This window comes from Qipengyuania sp. 902 (assembly GCF_051195295.1).
In the GTDB taxonomy this organism is placed as follows: domain Bacteria; phylum Pseudomonadota; class Alphaproteobacteria; order Sphingomonadales; family Sphingomonadaceae; genus Qipengyuania.
This window is the reverse complement of sequence record NZ_JBNJLJ010000002.1, coordinates 417005-438314: the sequence shown is the minus strand read 5'-3', so window position 1 is coordinate 438314 and position 21310 is coordinate 417005. Positions and strand designations below refer to the sequence as shown.

Annotated in this window: 22 protein-coding genes and 1 pseudogene; 15 read left to right on the top strand and 8 right to left on the bottom strand. The window is 63.8% G+C overall.

Translation table 11 applies throughout. The annotated features are described in order from the left end of the window. Positions 1–108 precede the first annotated feature (108 nt). The 9 genes from ACSH0F_RS07185 (at position 109) to rimK (ending at position 7858) form a co-directional block, all read left to right on the top strand. Positions 109–1134, top strand: a complete 1026-nt coding sequence (locus ACSH0F_RS07185; RefSeq protein WP_435201329.1) for an aspartate-semialdehyde dehydrogenase — start codon at positions 109–111, stop codon at positions 1132–1134. Further along, complete coding sequence (locus ACSH0F_RS07180; RefSeq protein ID WP_435201327.1) at positions 1131–1685, top strand: hypothetical protein; 555 nt, start codon at positions 1131–1133, stop codon at positions 1683–1685. The genes ACSH0F_RS07185 and ACSH0F_RS07180 overlap by 4 nt, the downstream gene beginning before the upstream one ends. Positions 1686–1710: 25 nt before the next feature. Then, entirely contained in the window at positions 1711–2358 is a 648-nt protein-coding gene (locus tag ACSH0F_RS07175) for a 2-hydroxychromene-2-carboxylate isomerase (protein ID WP_435201325.1), read from the top strand. Continuing rightward, positions 2355–2804 (top strand): GFA family protein, encoded by a 450-nt coding sequence (locus ACSH0F_RS07170; RefSeq protein ID WP_435201323.1) that lies wholly within the window; start codon positions 2355–2357, stop codon positions 2802–2804. The genes ACSH0F_RS07175 and ACSH0F_RS07170 overlap by 4 nt, the downstream gene beginning before the upstream one ends. After that, complete coding sequence (locus tag ACSH0F_RS07165; RefSeq protein WP_435201321.1) at positions 2801–3565, top strand: alpha/beta fold hydrolase; 765 nt, start codon at positions 2801–2803, stop codon at positions 3563–3565. The genes ACSH0F_RS07170 and ACSH0F_RS07165 overlap by 4 nt, the downstream gene beginning before the upstream one ends. Before the next feature lie 69 nt (positions 3566–3634). Beyond that, positions 3635–5482, top strand: coding sequence for a M2 family metallopeptidase (locus tag ACSH0F_RS07160; protein WP_435201319.1), 1848 nt, complete (start codon positions 3635–3637; stop codon positions 5480–5482). Between the two features lie 2 nt (positions 5483–5484). Beyond that, positions 5485–6495, top strand: coding sequence for a YncE family protein (locus ACSH0F_RS07155; protein WP_435201317.1), 1011 nt, complete (start codon positions 5485–5487; stop codon positions 6493–6495). Next, a complete protein-coding gene (locus tag ACSH0F_RS07150; RefSeq protein WP_435201315.1) occupies positions 6492–6956 on the top strand; it encodes an ATP-dependent zinc protease family protein in 465 nt (154 codons plus the stop codon). The genes ACSH0F_RS07155 and ACSH0F_RS07150 overlap by 4 nt, the downstream gene beginning before the upstream one ends. Next, complete coding sequence (gene rimK, locus ACSH0F_RS07145; protein ID WP_435201313.1) at positions 6953–7858, top strand: 30S ribosomal protein S6--L-glutamate ligase; 906 nt, start codon at positions 6953–6955, stop codon at positions 7856–7858. Before ACSH0F_RS07150 ends, rimK begins: the two co-directional genes overlap by 4 nt. 386 nt (positions 7859–8244) lie before the next feature. Here the strand turns inward: rimK and ACSH0F_RS07140 are convergent, their stop codons facing one another. From ACSH0F_RS07140 to rpsF, 7 genes and pseudogenes are all read right to left on the bottom strand, one after another. Next, positions 8245–9015: an SDR family NAD(P)-dependent oxidoreductase gene (locus tag ACSH0F_RS07140; protein WP_435201311.1), complete on the bottom strand. Its 771-nt coding sequence runs from the start codon at positions 9013–9015 to the stop codon at positions 8245–8247. A gap of 63 nt (positions 9016–9078) precedes the next feature. After that, positions 9079–10563 carry a methyl-accepting chemotaxis protein gene (locus ACSH0F_RS07135; RefSeq protein ID WP_435201309.1) on the bottom strand — a complete coding sequence of 495 codons (1485 nt, stop codon included), beginning with the start codon at positions 10561–10563 and terminating at the stop codon, positions 9079–9081. Further along, positions 10553–10885: a hypothetical protein gene (locus ACSH0F_RS07130; protein WP_435201307.1), complete on the bottom strand. Its 333-nt coding sequence runs from the start codon at positions 10883–10885 to the stop codon at positions 10553–10555. The genes ACSH0F_RS07135 and ACSH0F_RS07130 overlap by 11 nt, the downstream gene beginning before the upstream one ends. Before the next feature lie 66 nt (positions 10886–10951). After that, positions 10952–12403 (bottom strand): annotated as a pseudogene (locus tag ACSH0F_RS07125) (AMP nucleosidase); the annotation flags it as partial. A gap of 117 nt (positions 12404–12520) precedes the next feature. Further along, on the bottom strand, positions 12521–13201 hold the full coding sequence (gene rplI / locus ACSH0F_RS07120; RefSeq protein WP_435201305.1) for a 50S ribosomal protein L9: 681 nt from the start codon (positions 13199–13201) through the stop codon (positions 12521–12523). Between the two features lie 11 nt (positions 13202–13212). Next, a complete protein-coding gene (gene rpsR, locus ACSH0F_RS07115) occupies positions 13213–13437 on the bottom strand; it encodes a 30S ribosomal protein S18 (RefSeq protein WP_050601121.1) in 225 nt (74 codons plus the stop codon). Next, positions 13437–13802: a 30S ribosomal protein S6 gene (rpsF, locus tag ACSH0F_RS07110; RefSeq protein WP_278328450.1), complete on the bottom strand. Its 366-nt coding sequence runs from the start codon at positions 13800–13802 to the stop codon at positions 13437–13439. The genes rpsR and rpsF overlap by 1 nt, the downstream gene beginning before the upstream one ends. A 433-nt stretch (positions 13803–14235) precedes the next feature. Here rpsF and ACSH0F_RS07105 point away from each other — a divergent pair, with 433 nt between their 5' ends. Further along, positions 14236–15198 (top strand): DUF808 domain-containing protein, encoded by a 963-nt coding sequence (locus tag ACSH0F_RS07105; RefSeq protein ID WP_435201302.1) that lies wholly within the window; start codon positions 14236–14238, stop codon positions 15196–15198. Positions 15199–15201: 3 nt separating this feature from the next. Here the strand turns inward: ACSH0F_RS07105 and ACSH0F_RS07100 are convergent, their stop codons facing one another. Then, positions 15202–16629 (bottom strand): glutamate ligase domain-containing protein, encoded by a 1428-nt coding sequence (locus tag ACSH0F_RS07100; RefSeq protein ID WP_435201300.1) that lies wholly within the window; start codon positions 16627–16629, stop codon positions 15202–15204. A gap of 53 nt (positions 16630–16682) precedes the next feature. Here ACSH0F_RS07100 and ACSH0F_RS07095 point away from each other — a divergent pair, with 53 nt between their 5' ends. From ACSH0F_RS07095 to dnaN, 5 genes are all read left to right on the top strand, one after another. Then, positions 16683–17507, top strand: a complete 825-nt coding sequence (locus tag ACSH0F_RS07095; RefSeq protein WP_435201298.1) for an LD-carboxypeptidase — start codon at positions 16683–16685, stop codon at positions 17505–17507. A 25-nt stretch (positions 17508–17532) separates the two neighbouring features. Continuing rightward, entirely contained in the window at positions 17533–18468 is a 936-nt protein-coding gene (fabD, locus tag ACSH0F_RS07090; RefSeq protein WP_435201296.1) for an ACP S-malonyltransferase, read from the top strand. A 37-nt stretch (positions 18469–18505) separates the two neighbouring features. Next, positions 18506–18946: a GxxExxY protein gene (locus ACSH0F_RS07085; protein WP_435201294.1), complete on the top strand. Its 441-nt coding sequence runs from the start codon at positions 18506–18508 to the stop codon at positions 18944–18946. Further along, positions 18946–19698, top strand: a complete 753-nt coding sequence (fabG, locus tag ACSH0F_RS07080) for a 3-oxoacyl-[acyl-carrier-protein] reductase (RefSeq protein WP_435202189.1) — start codon at positions 18946–18948, stop codon at positions 19696–19698. The genes ACSH0F_RS07085 and fabG overlap by 1 nt, the downstream gene beginning before the upstream one ends. Positions 19699–20147: 449 nt before the next feature. Next, a complete protein-coding gene (dnaN, locus tag ACSH0F_RS07075; protein ID WP_278328455.1) occupies positions 20148–21272 on the top strand; it encodes a DNA polymerase III subunit beta in 1125 nt (374 codons plus the stop codon). Positions 21273–21310: the final 38 nt, after the last annotated feature.

Below are 21310 nucleotides of genomic sequence, written 5' to 3'. Positions count from 1 at the left end.
CTGGGATCGCAATCGGCCAAGAACAATTTCGCGAGCGATCCCAGCTTTTGCTGGGATGACGAGGGGCGAATGGCTATGTGCCCCACGCACAGTTTCTGGAGAAGTGATTTGGGTTATCGTATTGTCGTCGTCGGCGCGACTGGAAATGTCGGGCGCGAAGTCATGCAGGTGCTGGCCGAGCGCGAGTTCCCGATCGACGAGATCGCCGCCGTTGCCTCCAGCCGCTCGCAGGGCTCGGAGGTCGAATTCGGCGACACCGGCAAGATGCTCAAATGCAAGAATATCGAGCATTTCGACTGGTCGGGCTGGGACATCGCTCTGTTCGCTGCCGGAAGCGGTCCGGCCAAGGAATACGCGCCCAAGGCGGCGGCTGCCGGCTGCGTGGTGATCGACAACAGTTCGCTCTATCGCATGGACCCGGACGTACCGCTGATCGTGCCCGAGGTAAATCCGGACGCGATCCACGACTATTCGAAGCGCAATATCATCGCCAACCCGAACTGCTCGACCGCGCAGCTGGTTGTGGCGCTGAAACCTCTGCACGATGCCGCGACGATCAAGCGCGTAGTCGTCAGCACCTACCAGTCGGTCTCCGGAGCGGGCAAGGCGGGCATGGACGAGCTGTTCGAGCAGAGCCGCAACATCTTCGTCGGCGATCCGGTGGAGCCGGTGAAGTTCACCAAGCAGATCGCCTTCAACGTCATCCCGCATATCGACGTCTTCCTCGACGATGGCTCGACCAAGGAAGAGTGGAAGATGGTCGTCGAGACCAAGAAGATTCTCGATCCGAAGATAAAGCTGACCGCGACTTGCGTGCGCGTGCCAGTCTTCGTCGGCCATTCGGAAGCCGTCAGCATCGAGTTCGAGAAGGAAATCTCCGCCGAGCAGGCCCAGGATATCCTGCGCGAGGCACCGGGCTGCATGCTCGTCGACAAGCGCGAGGACGAGGGATACATCACCCCGGTCGAGGCGGCGGGCGACAGCGCCACCTACATCAGCCGCGTGCGCGAGGACCCGACGGTGGAGAACGGCCTCAACCTGTGGTGCGTGTCCGACAATTTGCGCAAGGGCGCGGCGCTGAATGCCGTGCAGATCGCGGAACTGCTCGGGCGCGAGTGCCTTAAGAAGGGATGATGAAAAGAGCCCTTCTGATCGCCTTGCCGCTCGCACTCGTAGCTTGCGGCGGCCCCGAGGATTCCGACGAGCCGGTCGCTGACGTTGCTTCGGTTGACGAACGCGTGGCCGACGCCAAGCTCGTTGTATCCGCCGACGGTGTCGGAGCCAAGGGCAGCGAACCGCTTCGCTTCGGCGCGACGCGTGAGGAAGTCGATGCCATGGCTGCGCAGGCTTTCGGCTCGGAGGGAGAAGAGAGCTCGAACGAGGAGTGCGGGGCGGGTCCGATGGACTTCAGCCAGTACGGCCCGCTGCAACTCGCATTTCTCGACGGCAAGTTCGCCGGCTGGTTCCTGCGCGAGGGCAAAGCTGTCGCGACCTCCGACGGCGTACGGCCCGGCGTCTCGACCCTCGATGCGCTGAAAGGCGAGCGGCAGGTGCAGGAGCTCGACACCACGCTCGACGGCGAGTTCCAGTACACGACCGCCGATTACGGGACGATCACCGGGTTTGCCGACGAGGCTGGGAATATCGACGCCCTGCAGGCCGGAGTGAGCTGCTTCTTCCGCTGACGCGGCAGCTGCGTATAAGGGCGCGATGACCCTCACCGCAGAGCTCTATTTCAGCTTTCGTTCGCCTTACAGCTATCTGTCCGTCGGTCGCTATCGCGCGATGACGGAGGATAACGACCTCGACATCGCGCTGCGCCCGGTGTGGCCGCTCGCCGTTCGCCAGCCCGATTTCTTCGAGCGCAACCACCCCAACTGGCTGGGCTATACCATGCGCGACATGCTGCGGGTGGCGCAGTTCCATGACATTCCCTTCGGCGCGCCGCGGCCCGATCCGATCGTGCAGGACACCGCGACCCGCAAGATCTCCGAAGACCAGCCTTACATCCGGCGCGTGACGCGCATGGGGCAAGCAGCCGCCCGGCGCGGCGCGGGTCTGGTCTTCGCCGCCGAAGCGGGCCGCATGATCTGGGGCGGGCAAGAGAACTGGCACGAAGGCGGGCATCTGGCCGAGGCGTTGAAGGCTGCGGGTGTCGATCCCGCGGAAATCGAGGCGGAGATTGAGGGCGATGCAAAGTCGCTCGACGACGAGATCGCTGCCAATCAGGATGCGCTGGAGGCCGCCGGCCATTGGGGCGTACCGACGCTGGTGTTCGACGGCGAGCCCTTCTTCGGGCAGGACCGGATAGAGATGGTGCGTTGGCGGATGGAGCAGAAGGGATTGGCGAAGCGATGAAGGGCGAACTGACGGGCAAATGCCTCTGTGGAGCGGTGACTTACACGCTCAGGGAAGGCTTTCGGATGAACCCCTATGCTTGCCATTGTACCGAATGCCAGAGCCGAACCGGCAGCGCTTTCAGCGAGCATATGCTGTTCATGCTCGCCGACCTCAAGATCGACGGCGAACTCGACGTCGCCCGCTACACCCAGCCGAGCGGCGCGCAATCGGAGATCTTCGGCTGCGCGACCTGCAAGGCGCGCGTCTACGCGGTGAACAATACCCGTGAAGGAATGGCGAGCCTGCGATGCGGCACTCTCGACAACAGCGCATCGGTGGTCCCGGTCGCGCATCTCTGGGTGCGCAGCAAACAACCGTGGATCGGTCTGCCGGAAGGCGCGAAAACGATGGACGAGCAGCCGCGCACGAACGAGGAGTGGATCGCACAGGTGGAAATTGCATGAGCGAGCTACGAACCGAGCGTTTCACAAGCTTCGACGGCACTGAACTTGCCCTCCATCGCCACGGCGAAGGGCGACCCTTCGTGTTGCTGCATGGCCTCTTCTCCAGCGCCGAGATGAACTGGATCAAATGGGGGCACCATCTCGCCATCGCGGCGAAGGGTTATGAAGTGCTCATGCTCGACTTCCGCGTGCATGGCGAAAGCGCAGCGCCGCACGAGCCGGAGAAGTATCCGCAGAATGTGCTGGTGCGCGATGTCGCGGCGCTGGTGGAGCATCTCGGGCTCACGGACTACGACCTCGGCGGTTTCTCGCTCGGTGCGCGCACCACGCTGCACGCGGTGGCGCATGGCGTGCTCGAGCCGCAGCGGATCGTGGTCGGCGGGATGGGCACCGCGGGCCTTGGCGAGTGGGACAAGCGCGCGGCGTTCTTCCGCCGCGTGATCGACGAGTTCGATGCCATCCCCAAGGGCGACCCGGCCTATTTCTCGATGCAGTTCCTGAAATCGCAGGGCGTCGACCGGACCGCGGCGCGGCTGCTGCTCGACACCATGCCCGATCTCGACCTTGCCCTGCTCGACCGGGTAACCATGCCTGCGATTGTCGTCTGCGGCGACGAGGACCGCGACAATGGCTCGGCGGAGGAACTCGCCATCCTCCTGCCCCATGCCGATTTCGTCGAAGTTCCCGGCACGCATATGAGCAGCGTCACCAAGCCCGACCTCGGCCTCGCGATCGCCGGATGGCTCGGCGATCCCGCTTGATTAAGCGCGGGCACAGGTGCAATCCGGTAGCCAATGAAACCAGTCGCAATATTGTCTGAGAGAACGCCCATGAAACTCCTCCGCACTTCGCTTGCCGCTCTGGCTATCGCCAGCGCCGCACCCGCCTTCGCCGACGACCATGTCTCCAACGAGATGGAGGCTACGGCAGAATTTCCGATGACGCCGCAAGGCGCGGCCGACTGGGTAGCGATGGTCGAGGAGGACATGTTCGATTTCAGCGTCGAATACGGCCGGGTGCTGTGGATCAACTCGACCTACATCGTGCACGACAGCGACCAGCTGGCCGCGAAATACGGCGCAGAAGCCACCGAGAAATCCGTCGCCTATGCCAACAAGGCCGCCGAATATGCGCGCGTCGCCGGGCTCGACCCCGAAGTCGCCCGCAAGCTCGACATCCTGCGCAACGGCATCGTCATGCCCGCGCCGGTGCGCGACGGTGCGGCGACCGAGCTCAACGAAATCGCGACCAGCCTCAACAGCCAGTACGGCAAGGGCAAGGGCATGCTGAACGGCGAGGAGATCAACGGCTCCGACATCGAGGCGGAGATGGGCAATCTCGAGCGCACGCCTGCCGAAAAAGCCGAGATGTGGACCAGCTGGCACGACAATGTCGGCGCGCCGATGCGCGAGGATTACCAGCGCATGATTGCGATTGCCGGCGAAGGCGCGAGCGAGCTGGGCTTTGCCGATCTCGGTGCCATGTGGCGCTCCAACTACGATATGGACCCGGACCAGTTCGCCGCCGAGACCGAGCGGATGTGGCAGGAAGTGAAGCCGCTCTACATGGCGCTGCACGCCTATGTCCGCAGCAAGCTGAACGAGGAATACGGGGCCGATGTGCAGCCGGCGACCGGCCCGATCCGCGCCGATCTGCTTGGCAATATGTGGGCTCAGGAGTGGGGCAATATCTATCCGCTCGTCGCGCCCGAGGGTGCGGGCGATATCGGCTACGACCTCACCGAACTGATTGCCGAAAAGCAGTATGACGAAGTCGGCATGGTCCGCGTGGGCGAGGCGTTCTTCTCCTCGCTCGGCTTCGATCCGCTGCCCGAGACTTTCTGGGAGCGCAGCCAGTTCGTGAAGCCGCAAGACCGCGAGGTCGTTTGCCACGCCAGCGCATGGGACGTCGACAATGTCGATGACCTGCGCATCAAGATGTGCATCAAGCGTAATGCGGACGATTTCAAGGTCATCCACCACGAACTCGGCCACAACTATTACCAGCGCGCTTACAACCAGCAGGACTATCTGCACCTCAACGGCGCGAACGACGGGTTCCACGAGGCCATCGGCGACATGATCGCCCTGTCGATCACGCCCGAATATCTCGTGCAGATCGACATGCTCGACCGCAGTCAGGTGCCGAGCGCGGACAAGGACATCGGCCTGTTGCTGCGCGAGGCGATGGACAAGGTCGCCTTCCTGCCCTTCGGCCTGATGGTCGATCGCTATCGCTGGCAGCTGTTCGACGGCACCATCCCGGCAGACCAGCTGAACAAGGGGTGGAACGACCTGCGGCTGGAATATCAGGGCATCATCCCGCCGGTTGCGCGCGACGAGAGCAAGTTCGATGCCGGCGCGAAGTACCACATCCCGGGCAATGTGCCCTACACGCGCTATTTCCTCGCGCGGATCCTGCAGTTCCAGTTCTTCAAGGCCGCCTGCGACCAGGCTGGCTGGGAAGGCCCGCTACACCGCTGCTCGTTCTATGGCAATGAGGAAGTGGGGAAGAACCTCAACGCCATGCTCGAAATGGGCGCGAGCAAGCCGTGGCCCGATGCGCTCGAAGCGTTTACCGGCGAGCGCCAGATGAGCGGCACGGCGATGGTAGAATACTTCGCCCCGCTGATGGCGTGGCTGGAAGAGCAGAACGAAGGGAAGCCGCAGGGGTGGTAAGGGTGAAATCGGCGATCGCGCTCGGCAGTGTGCTGGCGCTGGGCGCTTGTGCACCGCAAGCGGGGGAGCCGAACCCCGGCTTCCTCGTCGATCCGGTGGCGGATGGCGCGCTGTTCGTCGCGGGCAAGTTCGGCAACACGCTGGCAAAGGTCGATCTGTCGAGCGGCGAGCAGACCTTGCTCGTGGAGAGCTGCGCCAATCCACACGAACTCGCGACATCGCCCGATGACCGATACGTCGCGCTCGCTTGCTACGGCGGGCAGACGGTTGATATCTTCCGCACCGAGGATCTCGTCCGCACGCGCAGCATCGATCTTGGCGAAAACGCTCGGCCCCACGGGATCGTGTGGCATGCGAATGGCGACCTCTACGCGACGGCAGAGGGACGCCAGTCGGTGTTCTGGATTCGCGAGCCTCTCGGCGCCGCCGAGACATTCGAATATGCGACCGGCAAGCAGGGCACCCACATGATCGCCGTGGCACCGAGCGGAAACCACGCCTGGACCACCGATCTCGGCAGCAAGACCGTAACGCTGGTCGACCTCAAAACCCGTCGCGCCCCGCGCTCGGTCGAGGTCGGGGAGGAGCCGGAGGGCATTGCGCTTTCGCCCGATGGCGAAACGCTATGGGTCAGTGCGCGCGGATCGGACAAGGCGTTCGCGCTCGATCCGATGACGCTTGAGGTGCGGCAGGAGATTGTGACCGGCGCCTTCCCGCTGCGCATCGCCGTGCGACCGCAGGGCGATTTTGCCGTGACCAGCGACCTCGCCGACGGCGGCCTCACGGTGATCGACACGGCGACCGGCGAGGCCGTGCGCTCGATCCCGGTGGCCGGGCCGGACGGCGCGCAGGAGCGCATGCAGGTGACGATCCTCTGGTCGCCCGATGGCGAGCGCATTTATGTTGCCGAGACACGCGACAACACCATCGCCGAAGTCGATTTCGCCAGCGGCGAAGTCCTGCGGCGTCTGCCGGGGACCGGCGGCGGCGACGGGCTCGCGATCATCGAATGACGGCAAAGCGCAAGCTCCTCCCCGCGGTCGGCTGGCGTGAGCTGGTGCATCTGCCCGACCTCGGCCTGCATGGCGTCCCGGCCAAGATCGATACCGGCGCGCGCACGTCGTCGCTCCACGGCGAGGTGCTGGAAGAATTCGAGCGCGACGGCGAGAAGTTCGTCCGTTTCGCGGTCGATTTCCAGCAGCAGCATGTGCGCCAGGTGTGCGAAGCGGTGCACGTGGACGTGCGCGGCATCACCAGCTCGAACGGCGAGACGCAGTATCGCTATGTCATCAAGACGCCGCTGAAGATCGGCGATGTCGAATTCCGCGCTGAAATCAGCCTCGCCGACCGAAGCGACATGAAGTTCCCCATGCTTGTCGGTCGATCTTCATTGCGTCGCCGCTTTGTCGTGGACAGCGGCTATTCCTGGCTCCAGACGCCGGAAATGAAGGTCAAGAAAGGCCACAAACCATGAAAATCGCCATGCTGGCACGCAATCCGAACCTCTATTCGCACAAGCGGCTGAAAGAGGCGGCGGAAGAGCGCGGGCACGAGCTCGACATTCTCAACACCACGCGCTGCACGGTGCATATCGCCAGCCACCGGCCTGAGGTCTATTACAATGGCGAGCCCTGCGTAGGCTACGACGCGGTCATCCCGCGCATCGGCGCTTCCATCACCAATTACGGCCTGTCGATCCTGCGCCAGTTCGAAATGCGCGGCTGCTGGCCCCTGAACGAAAGCGTCGCCATCGGCCGCAGCCGCGACAAGCTGCGCAGCATGCAGATCCTCGCCAAATACGGCATCGGCCTGCCGCTGACGGCTTACGCCAACGATCCCAAGCAAGCCGAGGAGATCATCAAGGCGGTCAAGGGCCCGCCGGTGGTAATCAAGCTGCTCGAAGGCACGCAGGGCATCGGCGTCGTGCTGGCTGAAACCATGTCCTCGGCCAAGTCGGTGATCGAGGCGTTTCGCGGCGCGAACGTCAACATCCTGGTGCAGGAATTCATCAAGGAGGCTGGAGGCACCGACATCCGTGCGCTGGTGGTCGGCGGCAAGGTCGTCGCCGCGATGAAGCGCACCGGCGCGGCTGACGATTTCCGCAGCAACCTCCACCGCGGCGGCAGCGCCCAGCTGATCAAGATCACCCCCGAAGAACGCAGCACGGCCGTGCGGGCGGCCAAGCACATGGGCCTGAACGTCTGCGGCGTGGACATGCTGCGGAGCAATCACGGGCCGGTAATTATGGAGGTCAACAGCTCTCCGGGGCTGGAGGGGATCGAAAACGCGACCGGCAAGGACATTGCAGGAATGATCGTCGACTATGTCGCGAAAAACGCGAAAGACGGGAAGACGAAGACGAAGGGGAAGGGGTGATCGTCCTCGACCGACCCTGGCTTCAAACTTTCTTTAATCCAGATATGTCTTCGCTAGGACGGTTCGGTCGTAGTAGTTGAGTCGCGCGTCCAGCCACGTTCGGCCATGCATGCCTTTATCGAATCTTCGCCGTCGTCTGCGGACGAAGTTTGGGCGAGGCGTTCGCATTCCGCCTGTGCGGCGTCGAAGGGCTCTGCCCCTGAACCAGTCCAGCCTGGATCGGAGGTTGCGCATGCCGACGGTACAAGCGCGAGAACGAACAACATTGCTACGCGGTAATGCTGCATGACCGAATCCTCGGGCGGATGATGAAAGACCGGCATGATCATATACTGGCAATGATCTAGCTAGCGAAACTTTCGATTCAGAATTCGAATATCGAGGTTTCACGCATTCCGCGCCATCAACCCGCCATCCACCGGGATCACCGCGCCGGTGATATAGCTCGCCGCGGGTAGCACCAGCGACAGCGTCATGTGGGCGACCTCCTCCGGGTCGCCGTAGCGCCTTAGCGCCGTGCGGCGTTTCGCGAAGATCGTCTTGTGTTCGTCGGGCACGGCGTCGGTCATCGCTGTCCGGATGGGGCCGGGGCAGATGCAGTTTACCGTGATCCCCTCTGGCCCGAGATCGACTGCGAGTCCGCGCGTGAGGCCGGTCACGCCGGTCTTGGCGGCGACATAGGGCGTGTCGCCGGGCGTTGCGCCCAGTCCCTCAGTGCTGGCGATGTTGACGATGCGTGCGGAGTCGCTGCGGCGCAGATGGGGCAAGGCGGCGCGAACCATGCGCTGGTGGGCGGTCAGCATCACGGCGAGCGCGCGGTGCCAGACATCCTCGTAACCCTCGTCATCGAGCGGGCAGAAGCTCGACACGCCGGCGTTGTTGACCAGAATGTCGATCCCGCCGAAATCGTCGGCGATTTTCGCGACGACCTGCGCGATGGCGTCCTTGTCCGCCACGTCGAGCGCATAGGCGCGAGCATTCTCGCCACATTCCGATGCGACCGCTTCGCACGCCTTCAGGCCGAGATCGGTCACCGCCACTTTCGCGCCCTCGGCGGCGAAGAGCCGGGCCGTCGCAGCTCCCATGCCGCTTGCGGCCCCCGTGATGATGGCCACGCGCCCTGCAATCGAGCGCGAGCGGTTCGGTGTGTCTGGCATGGTGTCTCCTCCCTGGCGCAGGAGTCTAACGCAGCTTTACCGCTAGGTCACCGTGCTCCGACTTTAGGCAGCCCTGATGTTCGCCGCGAAGGTGCTGGCCGATTGCTCGAGCGAATGGATCGTCTCAAGCAGTGCCTTTACATTCTGCCGCGCGTCGCCGGACAGCTTCTGCGTCGTTCCCGCACGTTCGGCGAGGACTGCGCTGCGGCGCGCCATTTCCTCGGTCCCCGCGGCGGTATCGCCGACGGTATGTTCGATGCTGGAGGTGGCGCTGCGTTGAGTATCGACGTCGCTCCGCACGGTCATCGCCGATTGGGCGAGCTCCGCAATCGCGCCGCTCAGTTCGCCGAAGCTGCTTTCCGCCTCGCCCGTGCCCTCGCTGATGCCGGACAGCAGCTCCTCGATCTGGCGAGTGGCCCGCGCGGCCTGCGCAGCGAGCTCTTTGACTTCCTGCGCGACGACGGCGAAACCCTTGCCCGCGTCGCCGGCAGTGGCTGCCTCGATCGTGGCGTTGAGCGCGAGGAGATTGGTCATCTCGGCAATATTGGCGATCGAGCGAGTGGCGTCGCCGATGGTCTTGGACTGGTCGGCCAGCGATTTGACCGCCTTGCCACCGGAGTCGGTGCGCGCCCCGGCCACGCTGGCCAGTTCGTCCTGGCGTCCGGCAGTCACTGCGATGTTGCCGATCGAGCGCGACAGTTCGGTCACGCGATTGGCGACTATGTCGATGGAACTGGACACCTGCGAGGCGGCTGCAGCCACTTCGTCTGCCTGCTGCCCGGTATCGCGAGCGGTATCGTCCAGCGAGGACATGGCTTCATCCAGCGCCTGCGCACTGCTGGCCACGGCCCTGGTCACTTCCGACACCGAGCTTTCGAATTCATGGGCGATCCGCAGCATGTCCTCGCGGCGCCGCTCGGCCTGGCGGTCCTCCAGCCGGCCGCGCTCCGCTCGTTCGGTTTCGGCCAACCGGAGCGCCTCCTCGGCTCCGCGCGCCGCTTCCTCGCTTTGCATAACGGCATTCCCGAGCCGTGAGATGAGCGAATTGAGCGTAGTCGCGATGTAGCAGAGAACGCCTGCTTCCAGCACGACCGCCAGCGCGTGGATGAGTACGCGGTTCACCCCGCCACCACCGGAAAAGACCCAGCTGGGTGCAGCGAACGACAGGGTAAGGTGGTGGATAGCAACCGCGGCCGCTGCAACCAAGATCGGGCGCACGTCGCACAGGATCGTCAGCATCGCGATCGCGACGAAGAAATACATGTGCATGTCCAGCTGCCATGCCGCGTCCCGCATGGCGTAGAGCAGGAGAGCAGGTTGCAATGCCGCCATCAGTGCAACGGCGATCCGCGCCGGGCTGTCATAGCGCCGCTGCCATGCGGACAGGCTGGGCACGATGTTGAGCAGTACGCTCACCATCAGCGCATGGAGCGCCTGAGCGCCCATTGCCGGGACGAGGGCAGCCAGCGTCAACGACGCACCCCAACCTGCAACGGCAATTCCCAATACGCCTTTGCGGCGCAATTCGTCGATTTCGTTATGTTCCACTGGTCGCTCCGGTGCAGCCGCTTTCGGGAACGGCCAGTACTAAAATCCCATGCTCGAACAGGAGCTCGAACATCTGCGGGCGTGCGCCCTGCATGACATATCCGTCGGCGAGGTAGGTGCGCGCGACGAGCCGCCGGTCATCCTGGAAAATGACCTCGGGCAATTCGCGGTCTGCCGATGAGGAGATTGGATAGAAGGCCATTTGGCCGTAAGCGGGCGGCGCAAGCAGCAGGCCGCCGACGGCGCCGATGCCGATCGCAGCTTGGGCAAGGCCGAGAAATTTTCCGGTTTTGGGCCGGGAGGAAAGCGCTGCCCTGTGCATTGCCGCGCCTAGTGGCAGCAATGTGTTCCCAACCCGTTAACCGTCGTCTCGCAAGTGTTGCCTGCCTTAGCGGAACGGCGGCTCGTTGAAAGCGCGCAGCTTGCGGCTGTGGAGGCGAGGGCCCTCCTGGCGCAGCAGGCGGCAGGTGGTGACGCCGATCTGGAGGTGGGCCGCGATGGCTTCCTCGTAGAACTGGTTCGCCTGTCCGGGCAGCTTGATTTCGCCATGCAGCGGCTTGTCCGACACGCACAGCAGCGTGCCGTAGGGCACCCGGAAGCGATAGCCCTGGCCGGCGATGGTCGCGCTCTCCATGTCCACACCGACCGCACGGCTGAGCGACATGCGCTTGGCCGATTGGGTGAAGCGCAGCTCCCAATTGCGGTCGTCGGTGGTGACGACGGTGCCTGTGCGCATGCGCTTCTTGAGGTCCGCGCCATGCTCTCCGGAGACTTCCTCGGCGGCGGCGGCGAGGGCCTGCTGGACCTCGGCAATTGCGGGGAGGGGTATCTCGGGCGGGAGGACCGGATCGAGCACGTGATCGTCGCGCAGGTAGGCGTGAGCGAGCACGTAATCGCCGATCTTCTGACTCGGGCGCAGGCCGCCGCAATGGCCGATCATCAGCCACGCTTCTGGCCGCAGCACGGCGAGGTGATCGCAGATGGTCTTCGCATTCGACGGGCCGACGCCAATGTTCACCAGCGTGATCCCGCCCCGGTTCTCGCCGATCAGGTGATAGGCCGGCATCTGGTGACGACGCCATGCCGTGTCGGACAACTGGCCACGCGCATCGTCGGTCTGCTCGGTCAGCATCAGGCCGCCCGCCCCGGCGAGCGCCGTGTAGCCGCCCTTACCAAGCTGCGAGCCCGCCCAATCAACGAATTCATCGACATAGCGATGATAATTCGTGAACAGGATGAAGCGCTGGAAGTGTTCCGGATCGGTGCCGGTGTAGTGGGCCAGCCGCGCAAGGCTGAAGTCCGTGCGCAGCCCGTCGAACAGGGACAGCGGGATCGGATCGTCGACGCTGTCGAGCACGATGCCGTCAGCGAGTTCGTCGCCGATATCGGCAAGCTCGGTCGATGGGAAATAGCGCGCGATCGCATTGGGATCGACGCCGGCGAGAACCGAACCGGCATCGCCGTCGAGCACATAGGGGAAGGGGATTTCCTGCGTCGAGGATCCCACCTCGACCTCGACCTCGTAATTCGAAGAAATCAGTTCGAGCTGTTCGCGCAGGTAATCGCGGAACAGGCGCGGGCGGGTGACCGTGGTGGTGTAGAGGCCCGGCGCGTTCAGCCGCCCGAAGGCGCGGTTGCGGTCTTCGGGTTGGTCGCCGCCGCGAAAGCGCAGGCGCAGTTCGGGATAGGCGTAGCTGCCATCGCTGCGGCGCTCGGGCGCGGGCAATTCGCGCGTGGCGCCGAATGCCATCACGTCTTCGCGCAGCCGTTCCACGGCGGCGTCGTAAATGCTCTCGATCCGGTCGAGGATTTGGGGAATGTCGTCCATGGGCGTTGCTCCTGCCTCTTGTTGTTTTCGATTTCGCGTCGTGGTCCCACATAGGGCCGGCGGGCGCGTCTTACAAAAAGGGCGCGGGGGCCGAAGCCGCCGCGCCCTGATTGGGTCGTGAGCGGGCGATCAGGCCTGCTCGTCCTCGTCCGCACCTTCGGGTGCGGTCGCGGCGATCGTGGCTTCGGTCACGGTCATGTCGTCGGGCGTGCTGACGCCGTCTTCGAGCATGTCGGCCGGGATTTCGCCGGGCTCGAGGTTCGGGTCGGTGCGGTTCGCCTCGGCCTGTTCCTCGATTTCGCGCTGCTCTTCCTCGAACATCTGCGCCATCACGTCGATGCCCTGGCTCTGCAGCTCGGCTTCGTCGTCCGAACGGGCGACGTTGGCTTTGATGCTGATCGAGACTTCAGGGTGAAGGTCGATGCGGACCTCATGCATGCCGATTGTCTTGATCGGGTCACCCATGATGACCTGCTTCTTGTCGATGTCGTGGCCCTTGTCGTTCAGGGCGGCAGCAACGTCGCGAACATTGACCGAGCCGTAGAGCTGGCCGGTGTTCGACGAAGCGCGGATCAGGACGATTTCCTCGCCATCGACCTTTTCGCCGGCCTTTTCGGCTTCGGTACGACGCTCGGCATTTTCCTTTTCCAGGCGCTCGCGATTTGCCTCGAAGACCTTCTTGTTGGCTTCGTTGGCGCGCAGGGCCTTCTTCTGCGGGAGCAGGAAGTTGCGGGCATAGCCGTCCTTCACGGTGACGACGTCACCGATCGAGCCGAGCTTTTCGATCCTCTGAAGGAGAATGATATCCATCGGTATTCCCCTTACTTCACGATGTACGGCAGCAGGCCGATGTGGCGCGCGCGCTTGATGGCCTTGGCCAGTTCACGCTGCTTCTTCGCGCTGACGGCGGTGATGCGGCTGGGGACGATCTTGCCACGTTCGGACATGAAGCCCTGCAACAGGCGGACGTCCTTGTAGTCGATCGTCGGGGCGTTCTTGCCCGAAAACGGGCAGGACTTGCGGCGGCGGAAAAACGGGCGGGCCATCAGTCGCGCTCCTCACGTTCACGGCGCTTCTTGGAATCGCGCTCGTTCTTGCGCATCATCACCGACGGGCCGCTTTCGTGCTCGTCGACGGCGATGGTCATGTAACGGATCACATCTTCGTTGATGCGGGTCTGGCGCTCGAGCTCGGCAACGACGGAGCCGGGGCCCTCGATGTTGAGCAGCACGAAATGCGCCTTGCGGTTGCGGTCGATCTTGTAGGCGAGGTTCTTGAGGCCCCAGGTCTCCGTCTTGGTGACCTTGCCGTCGTTCTTCTCGACAATCTCGGTAGCGGTGGCGGCGAGCTGGTCCACCTGAGCCTGGCTCAGGTCCTGTCGCGCCAAGAATACATGCTCGTAGAGAGCCATGCTCTTGTCCTTTCACGTCTGGCCGATCGCTGGCTGATCCGCGGGATTGCGGGGCCCCTCCGGCTTTCTTCGAATCCCCCGGCGGACCGAAGGGATGCGCGCACATAGCGGTATTGCCGGGAAATGCAAGCGGGTGGTTGGCGGTGGACCACTGACCGGGGCGTTCTGCAAAACCCGGTCTGCCGGAATTTGGCAGGTCGATCAAGAGCTTGTGTCCGATGGACTGCATTCATATGTCACCTTTCGTTCCCGGCCAGCCGCTACCGACCCTGCATCTCTCGGACGACCGCAACACGAGGATGCCGACTGTCGCTGCCTTGATACCTGGCACAGCGATGGGCCTGTAGGACAGCGCTCAAACGGACAGGAGAGTTGCGCCACGAGCGATTGGCGGGCAAGCACGCGGCAGATCAGGAACTTACAAGGAATTGCAATGCCCGGTGGATTGGTAGCCCTGCTCGACGACGTATCGATCATCGCGCGAACGGCGGCGGCTTCGGTCGACGATATTGCCGCTGCTGCGGGCAGGGCCGGGTCGAAGACGGCCGGCGTCGTAATCGACGATGCGGCGGTTACGCCGAGCTACGTCACCGGCCTCAGCCCGGCGCGCGAGCTGCCGATCATCTGGAACATCACCAAGGGCAGCCTGAAGAACAAGCTCCTCATCCTGTTGCCCGGTGCCTTGTTGCTCAGCGAGTTCCTGCCTGCAGCGATCGTTTTCATTCTCATGCTGGGCGGCTGTTATCTTTCCTACGAGGGCGCCGAAAAGGTCGTCGAAAAGCTGGGCGGCGCGAAGCATGGCAAGACTGTGGGCGACGAGATCGAGGATCCGGTCGCCTTCGAGAAGCAGCGCATAGCCGGTGCGATCCGCACCGACTTGATACTGTCGGCAGAGATCATGGCAATCACGCTGAACGAAGTGGCGGCTGAGGACCTGATTACGCGCGCGGGTGTGCTGGCGATCGTCGGTCTCGCCGTTACGGTCGCCGTTTACGGGGTCGTCGGCCTGATCGTGAAGATGGACGATATCGGCCTGCACTTCGCGAAGAAGGACAGTGCTTTCGCGCAGAGCTTCGGAAGGGGGCTGGTGGCATTCATGCCAAAACTTCTTGTTGCACTGAGTTTCATCGGGACGATTGCGATGCTCTGGGTCGGTGGCGGCATCATCCTGCACGGTCTGGCCGAACTCGGCGTCGCTGGCCCCGAGCATTGGATCGAAGGTATCCAGCACGGCGTTAGCGAAATCGCAGGCCGCGCGGGCGGCATCCTCGGCTGGCTGACTTTCGCAGGATTGTCGGCGCTCACCGGCCTCATCCTCGGCGCGGTAATCGTTTTCGTGCTGCACAATGTACTCCGCCTCGGACACGACGAAACCGAAGGTGCCGAGGCGCACTAATTGTCAGGCAAGGCGGGCGAAAAGGTCCCGCGCAAACTCGCTCAGCGTATCGTCGCGTGCGCCCATGATCACGATCCGGTCGCCCGGCTTGGCCAGTGAGACGATCCGGTCGGCGACGGCCTTGCGTTTCGGCACATATTCCGTGTCGCCGCCATGCTCTTCGATCAGCCGGACGATGCGCTCGCTACCTTCGCTGCGGTCGACCGTACCGCCGAAATAGACCGGATCGCTGAAGATCGTCAGGTCGCCGCGGTCGAGTTCGCGGGCGAAGGTTTCGGCGAGTTCGTCGCCCATCTGGCGCAAGGGGCCGTAGCCATGCGGCTGGAAGAAGGCGATCACCCGGCCGGGATGCGATTTCAGGGTGCGCAAGGTCGCAGCGCACTTCTCCGGATTGTGCCCGAAATCATCGATCACGGTGATGGCCGAGACGGTGGTCCCGACGATGTCGAAGCGGCGCGCGAGGCCTTCGAAGCCCGCCAGCGCCTCGACCGCGTTTGCGACCGGGATTCCCGCCGCGACTGCCGCCGCGATGGCGGCGAGAGCGTTCGAGAGGTTGTGCCGCCCCGGCATGTTCAGGCGCAGCGCGTGCTTGCTGCCGTCGTGGCGGTCGACGACCATGGCGGCCTGTCGCAACGGGCCTTCCGCGATCGTGCCTGACACGATGCCGATCTGCGCCTTCTCCTGCTCGATGCCGAAGGTGATGACCTCCTTCGCATGGGGGAGCAGGGCGAGCGCTTCCTCGTCGTCGGCATTGATCACGCTGATGCGGCTGCGCGCAAGGTAATCGCCGAACAATGCGCGCAATTCCTCCATGCTCTTGTGGTCGAGGCTGACGTTCAGCAGCACGCCGACCGCCGGGCGATAGAGCGCGATCGAGCCGTCGCTTTCGTCCACCTCGCTGACATAGAGCGATTGCCCGCCTACCACGGCGCTCGCAAAGGGGCGTTCGGGCGAGACGAAGTTCTTCATCACCGCGCCGTTCATGATCGTCGGCTCGCGACCGACGGCGTGCAAGATCCAGCCGAGCATGCCCGTGACGGTCGACTTCCCGCTGGTGCCGGCAATGGCCAGGCCCGCGCCGCTCGTGTTGAACAGGATGGAATTCAATTCGGCGCGTGTAAGCCGCAAGCAGCCGAGTTCCTTCGCACGCTTCGCATCGGGAACCGTGTCCTCGACCGCGGCGCTGGCGACGAGGATCTGGTCCTTCGACACGATCCCGCTGCCGTCCTGCGGATGAAGGCCGAAGCCCTGCCGCTCCAGCGCGGCGAATTTCTCCGGCGTATGCCCCTGGTCGAAGCTGCGATCCGACCCCTCGACCGTGCAGCCGCGCCCTTTGAGGATCTGCGCAAGCGGCTGCATGCCGGATCCGCCGATACCGCAAAAGAAGAACGGTCGCGCGAAAAGCTCGTCGGGGCTGGGCATATCGGTCATGCCCTCGCAGCTATTGAGTTGTGCCGCGCGATACAAGCGCGCTAGCAGGACGCATGGTGAAAATCGCGATCTGTGCTCCGGGAAAACCGCTCAAGCGCGCAAGGGCCGATGCGGTGCTGGCGCATGTCGCGGGGCGCGAGGACATCGAGCTGCATTTCCACGAGCAGTGCTTCGCGAAACAGGGCCACTTCGCCGGACCCGACGATATCCGGCTCGATGCGCTGCTGGAATGCGCCAACGATCCCGCTTTCGACGCCGTCTGGTTCGCCATGGGCGGTTATGGCTCCAACCGCATTGCCGCGCAGGCCGTGGCGGGCATGAGCGAGCATGCGCGGGCCAAAAGCTTCCTCGGCTACTCCGACTGCGGCTTCCTGCTCGCGGCGCTCTACAAGCACGGCATCGGGCGCGTCGCGCACGGACCATTGGCTGGCGACATCAGGCGCGAAGGCGGCGAAGAAGCCATCGACCGCGCGCTTGGGTGGCTGACCGGCGACGACAGCGGGCTGGAGCCGCATCTCGACGATCGCCCTGCCGTTGCGTTCAACCTGACGACGCTCGCCATGCTGGTGGGCACAGAGCTTGCGCCGAACCTCTCCGGCCATGTCGTCATGGTCGAGGAAGTTGCCGAGTATCATTACGCCATCGACCGGCTGTTCTTCCATGTGACCCAGCATCTCCGGGGCATCGCCGGTCTGCGCCTCGGTCGCATTACCGACGTGCCCGAGAACGACCGCCCCTTCGGCAAGGACGAGGTGCAGATCGCCACTGAATGGTGCGCGCGCAGCGGCATACCCTATCTCGGGCGTGCCGATATCGCGCATGATGCCGCCAACAGGATTGTCCCCTTCGGGCTTGAGGCGCGCCGCCCACGCGCCTAGGCGCGCTCCTCAAGAGGAGATTTTCATGACTGCATTCATCTTTCCCGGCCAGGGAAGCCAGAAGGTCGGCATGGGCGCCGATCTCGCCGACGCCAGCGCGCATGCCCGCGAGGTGTTCGAGGAAGTGGACGAGGCGCTGAAGCAGGACCTGTTCGGCCTGATGACCGGCGGACCCGAGAGCGAGCTTACCATGACCGCTAATGCCCAGCCTGCGATCATGGCCAATTCGGTGGCGACCGCGCGCGTGCTGGAGAAGGAATTCGGCGTAGCGTTGGCCGACAAGGCAGACTGCGTCGCTGGCCACTCGCTCGGGGAATACAGCGCTTTATGTGCTGCCGGGGCCTTTTCCCTGACCGACACCGCCAAGCTGCTGCGCCTGCGCGGCATCGCCATGCAGGACGCGGTCCCGATCGGCGAGGGCGCCATGGCGGCGCTGCTCGGCGCGGATATCGAGAAGGCGACCGCACTGGCAGAGGCTGCAGCCGAGGGCCAGGTGTGCGAAGTCGCCAACGACAACGACCCGACGCAAGTGGTCATCTCCGGCCACGCGGAAGCCATCGACCGGGCGATCGCGATGGCCAAGGACCACGGCATCAAGCGCGGCATCAAGTTGCCGGTGTCGGCTCCCTTCCACTGCTCGCTGATGCAGCCCGCCGCCCTGCGTATGAAGACCGCGCTGGGCGAGACGCCGCCGTCGGCCTTCACCGTGCCGCTCTATGCCAATGTCACCGCGGCGCGCGTCACCGACCCGGCGGAAGAGCAGGCGCTGCTGGTCGACCAGATCACCGGTCGCGTGCGCTGGCGCGAAAGCGTCCTCGCGATGCAGGATGCGGGCGTCGAGCGCTTCGTCGAGCTTGGCGGCAAGGTCCTTGGCCCGATGGTCGGCCGGATCGCCAAGGATGCCACGACGGTCAGCCTCGTCACCATGGAAGACCTCGAGAATTTCGCGAAGGAAGTTTGAAATTCACGCGGAGACGCAGAGACGCGAAGAGAACCAGGTGGATATCGACACGATAACCTCCGAGGTGGTCGATGCCTGTCTCGGCATTCATCGCGAGCTCGGACCGGGACTGCTAGAAAGCGTTTACGAGCTTGTGCTCGCAAGTGAGCTTGAGCGCCGGGGCTTGAAAGTCGCCCGGCAGGTGCCGGTCGATATCGAGTTCCGCGGGCAACGCCATGCTTCGGCCTTCAGGATCGATCTGCTGGTCGACGATCGGGTGATCCTCGAAATCAAGTCCGTCGAGCGGTTGAACAATGCCTATCTAAAGCAATTGCTCACTTATTTGCGTTTGACTCATCAGCCCGTAGGGCTGCTTCTGAATTTTGCTGGCGCTACCATGAAAGAAGGTATCCGCCGTGTCGTAAACGATCACCGGCAGCCACAGAGACCCTCCGCGTCTCCGCGTCTCCGCGTGAAACGGGAAAGCGGAGAAGAATGATGTTCTCACTCGAAGGCAAGACCGCCCTCGTGACCGGTGCCAGCGGAGGGATCGGATCGTCGATCGCCTATGCCCTGGCGAAGCAGGGGGCGCGGCTGGCGCTGTCCGGCTCGAACGCTGCCAAGCTGCGTGCCTTTCGCGAGCAGCTCAACGACGAGTTCGGGCACGATCATGTCGAGATTACCTGCGACCTGTCGAACCCCGAGCAGGTCGAGGAGCTGATCCCGGCCACGGTCGACACGCTGGGCAGCATGAACATCCTCGTCAACAATGCCGGCATCACGCGCGACAATCTCGCCATGCGGATGAAGGACGAGGAGTGGGATCAGGTGATCCGCATCAACCTCGAGGCCAGCTTCCGCCTGATGCGTGCCAGCGCGCGGCCCATGATGAAGGCCAAGGGCGGACGGATCATCTCCATCACCAGCGTGGTCGGCCACACGGGCAATCCGGGGCAGATGAACTACGTTGCGGCCAAGGCGGGCCTGACCGGCATGAGCAAGAGCCTCGCGCAGGAGCTCGCCAGCCGCAACATCACCGTGAACTGCGTTGCGCCGGGTTTCGTCCGCACGGCGATGACCGACGCGCTGACCGACGACCAGAAATCCGCCATAAACACCCGCATCCCGATGGGCCGCATGGGCGAAGGCGACGAGATCGGCGCCGCGGTTGCCTATCTCGCCAGCGACGAGGCGGCTTATGTGACCGGGCAGACGCTGCACGTAAACGGCGGCATGGCGATGATGGGGTAGGAGTTATGGTTTGCGTGCGGTCGGGACATCCGTCCCGACCTTGCGGCGGCACCGGCCCACGCTTGAGTTCTTTGTTGGGTGCGGAAAGCGCATTCGCGCTTTCCTCAGCTGTTCCGTCCCACGCCCCCTCCCGGATTCTTTGTTACGTGCGGGCCGGACATCCGTCCGCCCTTTCGGCACTGGCCCACTCCCCCACCCGACCACCCACGGCACGGTATTCTATGGGTGGTCGGGTGGGGGAGTGGGCCGATGCCGCAAGCTATCGACGGATGTCGATAGCGCACACAGCAAAAACCCAACAAAAACCTCTCACTTTTCCCCAAGGAATCACCCTTACAGCGGGCGTAGCCTTGCCCCCACATACCGCCCCGCTAAGGTCGCTATCCGTATTCCGGCGCGCGAGGGGCGATTCCGGCCTCGACGCGCCCAGCAGGGACGAAAGTAGGACCATGAAGGCCACCATCGAACGCGCGACGCTGCTGCGCTGTCTTTCCCACGTGCAGTCGGTCGTCGAGCGCCGCAACACGATCCCCATTCTCTCGAACGTCCTGATCGAGGCGGAAGGCGACAGCTCGCTCAAGGTCATGGCAACAGACCTCGATTTGCAGGTGGTCGAGCATATGGATGCGAGCGTCGAGGATGCCGGATCGATCACCGTCTCCGCCCACTTGCTGTTCGACATCGCCCGCAAGCTGCCCGAAGGCAGCCAGGTGAGCCTCGAAACCGCCGAAAACCGCATGGCGGTGAAGGCCGGACGCAGCCGCTTCTCTCTGCCGACCCTCCCGCGGGATGACTTCCCGGTAATCGTGGAAGGCGACCTGCCGACGAGCTTCGAACTGCCGGCCAAGACGCTCGCCGAGCTGATCGACCGCACGCGCTTCGCGATCTCGACCGAGGAAACGCGCTATTATCTCAACGGCATCTTCTTCCACGTCTCGGACGAAGACCAGCCGGTACTGAAGGCTGCTGCGACCGACGGCCATCGCCTCGCGCGCTTCACCATTGCGCGCCCCGAGGGCGCTGACGGCATGCCCGACGTGATCGTGCCGCGCAAAGCCGTGGCAGAACTGCGCAAGCTGCTGGAGGAATCGATGGACGGCAACGTCCAGATCGACCTTTCGGCCAGCAAGGTGCGCTTCACGCTCGGCGGAGAGGGCGGGGTGGTGCTGACCAGCAAGCTGATCGACGGCACCTTCCCGGATTATTCGCGTGTCATTCCAACGGGTAACGACAAGCTCCTCAAGCTCGATCCGAAGAGCTTCTTCGCCGGTGTGGACCGCGTGGCGACCATCGCGACCGAGAAGACTCGCGCGGTGAAGATGGGTCTCGACAAGGATAAGATCACGCTGACCGTCACCTCGCCCGACAATGGCGTCGCATCGGAAGAAGTGCCGGCCGAATACAGCTCCGACGGGTTCGAAATCGGCTTCAACGCAGGCTATCTGAAGGACATCTTGAGCCAGATCGACAGCGATGTGGTCGAGATCCACCTCGCCGATGCAGGCGCGCCGACGCTGATCCGCAAGGACGAGAATGCACCTGCGCTCTACGTGCTGATGCCGATGCGGGTTTGACCCTCGCCGGGGGCTGAAATTCGCGCTAGCGTCGCTCC

Bases quoted from the DNA above. Each gene is read 5' to 3' on its own strand.
- rimK (WP_435201313.1), top strand. From the start codon at position 6,953: ATGAAAATCGCCATGCTGGCACGCAATCCGAACCTCTATTCGCACAAG.
- ACSH0F_RS07180 (WP_435201327.1), top strand. From the start codon at position 1,131: ATGATGAAAAGAGCCCTTCTGATCGCCTTGCCGCTCGCACTCGTAGCT.
- rpsR (WP_050601121.1), bottom strand. From the start codon at position 13,437: ATGGCCCGCCCGTTTTTCCGCCGCCGCAAGTCCTGCCCGTTTTCGGGC.
- rplI (WP_435201305.1), bottom strand. From the start codon at position 13,201: ATGGATATCATTCTCCTTCAGAGGATCGAAAAGCTCGGCTCGATCGGT.
- dnaN (WP_278328455.1), top strand. From the start codon at position 20,148: ATGAAGGCCACCATCGAACGCGCGACGCTGCTGCGCTGTCTTTCCCAC.
- fabD (WP_435201296.1), top strand. From the start codon at position 17,533: ATGACTGCATTCATCTTTCCCGGCCAGGGAAGCCAGAAGGTCGGCATG.
- ACSH0F_RS07150 (WP_435201315.1), top strand. From the start codon at position 6,492: ATGACGGCAAAGCGCAAGCTCCTCCCCGCGGTCGGCTGGCGTGAGCTG.
- ACSH0F_RS07170 (WP_435201323.1), top strand. From the start codon at position 2,355: ATGAAGGGCGAACTGACGGGCAAATGCCTCTGTGGAGCGGTGACTTAC.
- rpsF (WP_278328450.1), bottom strand. From the start codon at position 13,802: ATGGCTCTCTACGAGCATGTATTCTTGGCGCGACAGGACCTGAGCCAG.
- ACSH0F_RS07160 (WP_435201319.1), top strand. From the start codon at position 3,635: ATGAAACTCCTCCGCACTTCGCTTGCCGCTCTGGCTATCGCCAGCGCC.
- ACSH0F_RS07130 (WP_435201307.1), bottom strand. From the start codon at position 10,885: ATGCACAGGGCAGCGCTTTCCTCCCGGCCCAAAACCGGAAAATTTCTC.
- ACSH0F_RS07100 (WP_435201300.1), bottom strand. From the start codon at position 16,629: ATGACCGATATGCCCAGCCCCGACGAGCTTTTCGCGCGACCGTTCTTC.
- ACSH0F_RS07105 (WP_435201302.1), top strand. From the start codon at position 14,236: ATGCCCGGTGGATTGGTAGCCCTGCTCGACGACGTATCGATCATCGCG.
- fabG (WP_435202189.1), top strand. From the start codon at position 18,946: ATGTTCTCACTCGAAGGCAAGACCGCCCTCGTGACCGGTGCCAGCGGA.
- ACSH0F_RS07095 (WP_435201298.1), top strand. From the start codon at position 16,683: ATGGTGAAAATCGCGATCTGTGCTCCGGGAAAACCGCTCAAGCGCGCA.
- ACSH0F_RS07140 (WP_435201311.1), bottom strand. From the start codon at position 9,015: ATGCCAGACACACCGAACCGCTCGCGCTCGATTGCAGGGCGCGTGGCC.
- ACSH0F_RS07165 (WP_435201321.1), top strand. From the start codon at position 2,801: ATGAGCGAGCTACGAACCGAGCGTTTCACAAGCTTCGACGGCACTGAA.
- ACSH0F_RS07175 (WP_435201325.1), top strand. From the start codon at position 1,711: ATGACCCTCACCGCAGAGCTCTATTTCAGCTTTCGTTCGCCTTACAGC.